This is a genomic window from Nonomuraea sp. NPDC050404 (assembly GCF_040655495.1).
In the GTDB taxonomy this organism is placed as follows: Bacteria; Actinomycetota; Actinomycetes; order Streptosporangiales; family Streptosporangiaceae; genus Nonomuraea.
In genome coordinates, this window is record NZ_JBFAKB010000023.1 from 201,640 (window position 1) to 208,379 (window position 6,740).

Below are 6,740 nucleotides of genomic sequence, written 5' to 3' on the forward strand. Positions count from 1 at the left end.
TACCGCGGGGAGGATTCGAACCTCCGCTTGGGCCGTTCGTCAGCTTCAGCCTGAGCTTCAGCTTCGCGCTTTCGCGCACCCCGCGCTCAACGGGGAGTCTCTGAGGTCATCCAAGCAGATAGCCGAACACCTTCGCACCAATCTCCCGGTCATCCACGACGTAGCCGTTCGCTTCCTCGCGGGCGTACTTGACCGCGTCCTGCAACTTCTGCAGCCGGCCCAGCAACTCGTTGACACGCCGAGCCGGCACGGCACCGGAGAAGGCGACCTTCGTCCAGTAGCCGACCACGATGTCCTCGTTGTACACCTGCACCTGCGCCGGATGCTTGTCCGTCGCCTCGGCGAGAACGTGGTTGCGCGGCACCTTCTTCGTACGGGTCGTCTTGACCGCATCGGCCCGCCACGCCTCCGCGTTGTCGTCCCGCGACCAGCTTTCCGCCGGATCCAGCGTCGGCAGCTTCGAAATGAACGTGTGCAGGTCGGCAAGCTGCTTCTCCAGAAACAGCAGGTACGTAACCGGCACATCCTCCAGCAGAACCTGGTTGTCAACGATCACATGCGCGGTGGCGTGACAGTTGGCCCAGTCCTTGGTCGCAGTGACATCAAACAGCCGGGTCAACGCCTTGCCGACGTCCACAAGGACCTGCTCGACCTTCACCTGCACGCGAGTGGACTCCGGCGGCAACTGCTCGCCCTCATCGTCGATCGGCTGATAGGTCCGCGACAGACCCGACATCAGCGGCGCCTTCTGGATGGCGTGGTAGGCGTCGGTGACCGCGCGCTGGCTGCTGGCCTTGACGCCCTTCTCCACGGCCAGAATCTGATTGAGCTTGGCCACGGCGGGAGTCCGTTCAGTGAGGGGATCGACTGGAATGACGCAGAGCGTACAGCGACCCCTTAACGCCTTCGCAACCAAATAACGCCGGCCAGCTCCCCCGAAGGGCCCTCAGAGAGTCACTCAGCGGGGACAACGGAGCCGTGCTCCAGATAGGCCATCCCTGGCGAACGGACGATGACACAGCACCTGAAGAGAAGGAAATGTAACCAGACTCCAAGTAAATGTAACCAGCGCATGGTTACATTTACCCATGAGCCAGTACGTGAACGAGTTGGTCGCACGTCTTCGCGCGGCCGGGGGCGACTACGAGGATGTTGAGGTCAAGTCGGCGGCAGGAGGGCTGCCGCAGTCACTCGGCTCCACCCTGAGCGCGCTCGCAAACCATCCGGGTGGTGGGACGATCATCCTCGGTCTCGACGAGGCCACCGGCTTCCGCCCCGTACCGCTCTCGGATCCGCAAGCTCTCAAGCAGGGCCTCGCTCACAAGGCCCGCTCATTCTCGCCGCCTGTCCAGCTCACAGTCAGCGACGCGGAGGTGGATGGAGCGCCGATCATCGTCGCCAGAGTGCATGAATGCGATCCGTCGGCCAAGCCGTGTCGGATTACCGCGTCGGGCACGGCATACATGCGGGGGTACGACGGGGACTTCCCACTATCGGATTTGGAAGAGCAGGCATTCCTCGCCGCCCGGAAGCCACCGCTCTTCGATCGGCAGCCCGTGACGGGCGCAACCCGCGAGGACCTGGACAGCAACCTTGTCGCAGCGTTCCTACGTTCGGTCCGCGAACGGGATCCCCACGGCCTGGGCCGTTTCCCGGACGATGCCGAGTTGCTCCGGCGTGCCGGCGTGACTGTGCCCGACGGCACTCCGACCGTCGCAGGGCTGTTGGCTTTGGGAGTTCATCCGCAGGAGTGGTTTCCGCGCTTCGTCATCCAGGCTTCCGCAGAACCGTTGCCGACCGATCCCGCAGGATCACGGGCTCGGAACCAGGCGACGATCACCGGGGCCATTCCCCGAATGCTGGAAGAGGCCCTGGACTGGGCGCGGCGAACCTTTGATACCAGCGTCGTGTCAGCGCCGGACGGGACTGTTCGTGATCGGCCCGCATATCCGTACATCGCGTTTCGCGAGATCATCGCGAATGCTCTTCTCCATCGCGACCTCGATCATTGGTCGGCCGGCATGGCCGTGGAGGTTCGGCTCCGCCGAGACCGGCTGATCGTCTCCAATCCGGGCGGCCTGTACGGCATCACAGTCGACCGGCTTGGCCAGGATGCCGTCACTTCCGCACGCAATGCGCGACTCGTTGCGATCTGCCAACACGCCCGCACACCAAAGACAGGCGCGCGAGTGATCGAAGCTCTGGCAACCGGCATACCGATCGTGGCCAATGCCCTGGCAGAGGCCGGGCTCCCATCTGCGCATTACATAGACGCCGCCATCCGATTCACCGTCATCCTGCGGCAGCAGGCAGTTCCCGTCATCCGCCCAGGTGACGACCTCAACGAGACGGAACTACGCGTCTACGACGCTTTGGCAGCCGGCACACGCGCTGTTGCTGACCTGAAGCAGGAACTGAACTTGTCCGCACCCAACATCCGCAAGGCACTTCGCGAACTAAGATCGAGGGGACTCGTAGAGCAACTGGGGGGCCAAGGGCGGTCAACAACCTACCGCAAGCTCTCGGAGTAGGGGACAGTGCTGATGTCCTTGACGCCCGTTCGCCCAGTAAGCCGAGTCGCCGCTGATGCCCAGATGAATGACGATTGACCAGGTCCATCTCGTCGATGACGGTGAAACTCGCGAATGCTCATTTGCGCGAGCCAGCGGCACGACAGCCCCGTGGCACAGTGCTGCGGGGCTTCTTGATGCAGGTGGGCGGTACTGGGTTCGAACCAGTGACCCCTCGCTTGTAAGCCACGTCGGGAATAGCGGGGATCTTGGGTGATTCAGAGCCTCACCTCGGCAAACGTTCCACCCAGATCCTCTGCTGTCCACGCTCGTCCCGGGCCGTTGTCACTCAGATAGTCACTCAGCGGGGACGGTCCGGCCGTGCTCCAGGTAGACGGTCTCGCCCTGCTCACGGGCGATGGCAGCAGCCTTGAGACGACGGGCAAGGCGCTCGATCATCAGACCGTCCAGCTCATCAACACGACGGAACTCATAGGCGCTCAGCTCCTCGTCGGCGAACCTGATCTGCTTGATCTCCTCGTCGTCCAGGGTGCCGCCGTCGAACACAAACAGAACCTTGTCGCCCTCCTGCGGGAGAGGTGCCCAATCGGCCACAAGAAGACGGCCGATGGCAGGCTGGATACCCAGCTCTTCGCCTACCTCACGGACGCAAGCCTCGTAGGGAGTCTCCCCCGATTCAACGTACCCACCGGGGATGTCCAGATACGGCTTGTACGTGGGCCGGACGAGCAGCACACGCCCACTGTCATCGAAGAACAGCACTCCAGCGGCAGCGCGGGCCTGAGCGAACCGCTCGGCCTCCTGATCGTTCACGGCCTCGACCTTACGCCACAAGGCCCGCTCTCACACGATGTGCAAACGCCGGGCGAGCGCGGCGAGCTGGAAGCCAGGCTTGCCTTTCTGCCTCCTGATCCAGGACATCGTGAGCTGGCGGCTCAGGTAGTGATGGCGTACCTGCTCAGGCGCGATGGTTTCAGCCTCCAACAGTGCCGTCAGAGCATCTTCGGTACGGTTCCGCAGGCTGAACGCGTGCGCCACGGCGAGACCATGACGAGCGCGACGTTCGACCGGAAGCCCGATGGTGTCCAGCCCTGGCCCAAGGTCCACGGCAACTTGGATGTCTCCCAGTTCGATCGCCGTCGCCACCTCGTGGATGCGGACGTTCGTCGGTCCGAAGGCCGTCCAGACGTAGTTGGCATCCCTGCCCAACCGCACCGCTGATTCCCTCGCTTCGGCAAGGAACGCACGCGTCGCATCCCGGTCATCGTCTCGCGCCGCCGCCATCGACCCGGCAAGGTACAGCGTCCCGTACACCGACAGCAGTTCAGGTGTGGCTAGTGGAAGGCCGGGAGAAAGAAGTTCAGCGGCGTCCACGGTGAGTTGCTTGGCGGCCGTGTATCGGCCGTTGGCCAGCAACGCGTGTGTGACACAGCGAAGCAATGAGGCAGTGATGAGCTGATCGCCGGACTCCCGCGCAAAGGTCAGGCCCCGCTCGGCAGCGATCCAGGCGAGATCGGCCTCGCCCACCTTGGTCAGGATGCTGGCAGCAGCGTGATAGACCTGCCCGAGCACGCCCAGTGACGCCAGACGCGCATCGCCGTCACCGACACGTGCGGCGTGGTGAGCTTCGCTGACGAGGCCCGGAAGAACCCGAATGACGTAGCTGTACCTGGCCCCCTGGTACGCCCGCCACACGCCGTCAATGGCGCTCTTCAACGTGGCCAACCTCGGCGGCTCCGCGTTCACGATCAGCTCGGTTATCGGCGAAAGCTGCCGATAATCTGTGATCGCCGCCCGCAGCGCGGGGATTGTCCGATCACCGCTTTCATCCGTCCACTCGAACAAGTGCGGCTCAGCCAGCAGATCGCCGAGAGACACGTCCAAGGCGTTCGCCAATGACTTGATGACCGACAGCCGGTCCAAGGTGATGCGATCGTTCTCGGCCTTGCTCAGCCAGTCCGTGGTGCGTCCCACCAATCCGGCCAGAACGTCCTGAGACATTCCTCGTCGTCGCCGGTACCAGGCCACTCGCTGACCGATGGACAAGTTGCTCGTCATTCCCCGCATGTCCTCATCCTCAGCGGACGCCTACGACGGACCCCGGAATTTCTTTCCGGCCTAGCAGCTCAGCCCACACATACCGTCACGCTACGTCATCTCCGCACGTGATGGGAGTCCACTCATGCAACCTCCGACCCAACACCTCAAGGCCGAGGAAGACGCTGCCACAGTCCTGGCCGATGCCCTCGCCACTCATGGAATCTCCGCAGACGTGCACGACGGCTACGGCGTGGCCCTGGTGTCCGTCTGGGCCGGACTGGTCGTCTGGTGCCACGGCGGGCGGTACTGGTGGCGATCGGCATGGGACGCAAGGCGGCAGCGGGTCATCTACGCCTGGCACTCCTCCACCGAACCGGCTCGGGCGGCCCACCGCATCGCTCTCCGCTACGCCCAACTGCGGAAGTCTCACACGCCCTCCACTCCGGCCGCCGGAGCGCAGCCGTGCCCGTAACCTTGCAGCAGTTGATCAGGGAGTACCCGGCGTGGCAGGTCCAGGACATGGCCGGGGGCTGGGTGGCCATGCGTAGGAGTCTGGTCCCCCAGACAAGCGGGCTGTCCAACGTCCGTTGCGGGGAGACATTGACCGAACTTGCCGCGAATCTGCAGGCGGAGACCCGGCTGACATGCCCCGGCACCACGCCCGAAAACGACCACAGGCAGCAACCTGAGCGAATCGATGGCAACCCGACCCGGAGCGCAGGGCCTCCAGGCCCGAGCACCGGAAGCGGGGCGGCGTGCGCCACGAGGCGCTGTTTGACCGTGTGGAGGTGGAAGACCTTCGCCGACGACTCGTCGTAGCGGGTCGTGGAAGTGGGAGGCAGCCTGATCCCGGAGTCGCGGGTGAGGGTGGGAGCAGCCTCGGCAACGTCAGGGCGTGCCGGTACTGCCAGACGGTGCGGGCCTGGTCAACGAGCGGGAAAGGTGTACGTGAGGAACCAGCGCTGTAACGCTCTTCAAGGCTTCCACCAGCTCGAATTTGGCGGATCTGGGCTGGGTTGCGGTGCGTACCCGCCGGGTGAAGGTGCTCGGTGGGGAACTCCTGGGCCGGTTGTCGCGCTTGGCCGGGAGGCTCTGGTGAAGGTCTACGGCGTAGCCAGGGCGATGCCGCAGGGGCATAGCTGGGCACCTCCTCTCGCAAGCGGTCGGCAGGGAACGTGGGAACCATCTCGTGCTGCTCCCCAGGCTCGGTCCCGTCCAGGGCTGGGCGCGGGGATAGGTGCGTCGTCCGCCGAAGGCGCGGGGTGGGGCGGAGCCTGCGTAGTACTCCGAGCGCGGGAAAGCCGCGCACATGGGGAAGGCGGGCAGCAGTTTCAGCAGGTAGGAACGTCAGGTCAGGAGGCCGCTCGTGAATATGGGCGAACTGCTGCTGGAGCCGGAGACGGCCGAGTGGCGGGTACTGAGCATTCAGACCAAACTGCACCGCTGGGCCGGTGAGGATCGCTCTCGCCGGTTTGATGATCTGTTCAATCTGGTCGCCGACCCGGCGTTCCTCGTGGTTGCGTGGCGTCGGGTCCGGGGTAATACCGGGTCCCGCACGGCGGGCGTGGATGGGCTGAGGGCCCGTGACGTTCCGGCCGGGTGGGGCGAAGAGGCGTTTCTGAACGGGATCCGCGAGCGGTTACGCTCGCGGGCCTTCCAGCCGCTGCCGGTCCGGGAACGGCTGATCCCCAAGCCCGGCACTTCCAAGAAGCGCCGTCTGGGGATCCCTGTTCTGGCTGACAGGGTCGTTCAGGCGTCGCTGAAGCTGGTCATGGAACCCATCTTCGAGGCCGGTTTCGCGCCGTGCTCGTATGGGTTCCGTCCGAACCGGCGCGCGCACGACGCGATCGCCGAGATCCACCACATGGGTTCCCACCGGTATGAGTGGGTCCTAGAGGCGGATATCGAGGCGTGCTTCGACACCATCTCGCACTCGGCCCTGATGGACCGGGTACGGCGACGGGTCGGGGACAAGCGGGTGCTGGCGCTGGTGAAGGCGTTCTGCAAGGCCGGGATCCTCACCGAACTCGGCCGGCAGGAGCCGACGACCGCCGGAACCCCGCAGGGTGGGATCATCACGCCTCCAACGCAATGGGCAACTTCTGTTTCGAGGTCACGTTGGGTTACCGGCGGGGTGAGCGGTTGCGGCGGGAAAGTACGGAGATGTGA

The 6,740-nt window shown here is 64.6% G+C and carries 6 protein-coding genes; 3 read left to right on the forward strand and 3 right to left on the reverse strand.

What is annotated here, in order from left to right; translation table 11 throughout:
* Window positions 1-106: 106 nt before the first annotated feature.
* On the reverse strand, window positions 107-838 hold the full coding sequence (locus AB0I81_RS46320; RefSeq protein WP_360671993.1) for a hypothetical protein: 732 nt from the start codon (window positions 836-838) through the stop codon (window positions 107-109).
* Between the two features lie 250 nt (window positions 839-1,088).
* Between AB0I81_RS46320 and AB0I81_RS46325 the strand changes: the two genes are divergently transcribed.
* Window positions 1,089-2,531 (forward strand): ATP-binding protein, encoded by a 1,443-nt coding sequence (locus tag AB0I81_RS46325; protein WP_360671996.1) that lies wholly within the window; start codon window positions 1,089-1,091, stop codon window positions 2,529-2,531.
* 336 nt (window positions 2,532-2,867) lie between these two features.
* Here AB0I81_RS46325 and AB0I81_RS46330 read toward each other — a convergent pair whose 3' ends face one another.
* Together AB0I81_RS46330 and AB0I81_RS46335 are read right to left on the reverse strand one after the other, a co-directional pair.
* Entirely contained in the window at window positions 2,868-3,344 is a 477-nt protein-coding gene (locus tag AB0I81_RS46330) for an NUDIX hydrolase (RefSeq protein WP_360671999.1), read from the reverse strand.
* A 30-nt stretch (window positions 3,345-3,374) separates the two neighbouring features.
* Window positions 3,375-4,598, reverse strand: coding sequence for a helix-turn-helix transcriptional regulator (locus AB0I81_RS46335; protein WP_360672002.1), 1,224 nt, complete (start codon window positions 4,596-4,598; stop codon window positions 3,375-3,377).
* A gap of 115 nt (window positions 4,599-4,713) precedes the next feature.
* Between AB0I81_RS46335 and AB0I81_RS46340 the strand changes: the two genes are divergently transcribed.
* Both AB0I81_RS46340 and AB0I81_RS46345 read left to right on the forward strand, forming a co-directional pair.
* On the forward strand, window positions 4,714-5,043 hold the full coding sequence (locus AB0I81_RS46340) for a hypothetical protein (protein ID WP_360672005.1): 330 nt from the start codon (window positions 4,714-4,716) through the stop codon (window positions 5,041-5,043).
* Window positions 5,044-5,943: 900 nt separating this feature from the next.
* On the forward strand, window positions 5,944-6,740 hold a 797-nt coding region (locus AB0I81_RS46345), incomplete at its 3' end, for a reverse transcriptase domain-containing protein (protein ID WP_360672008.1).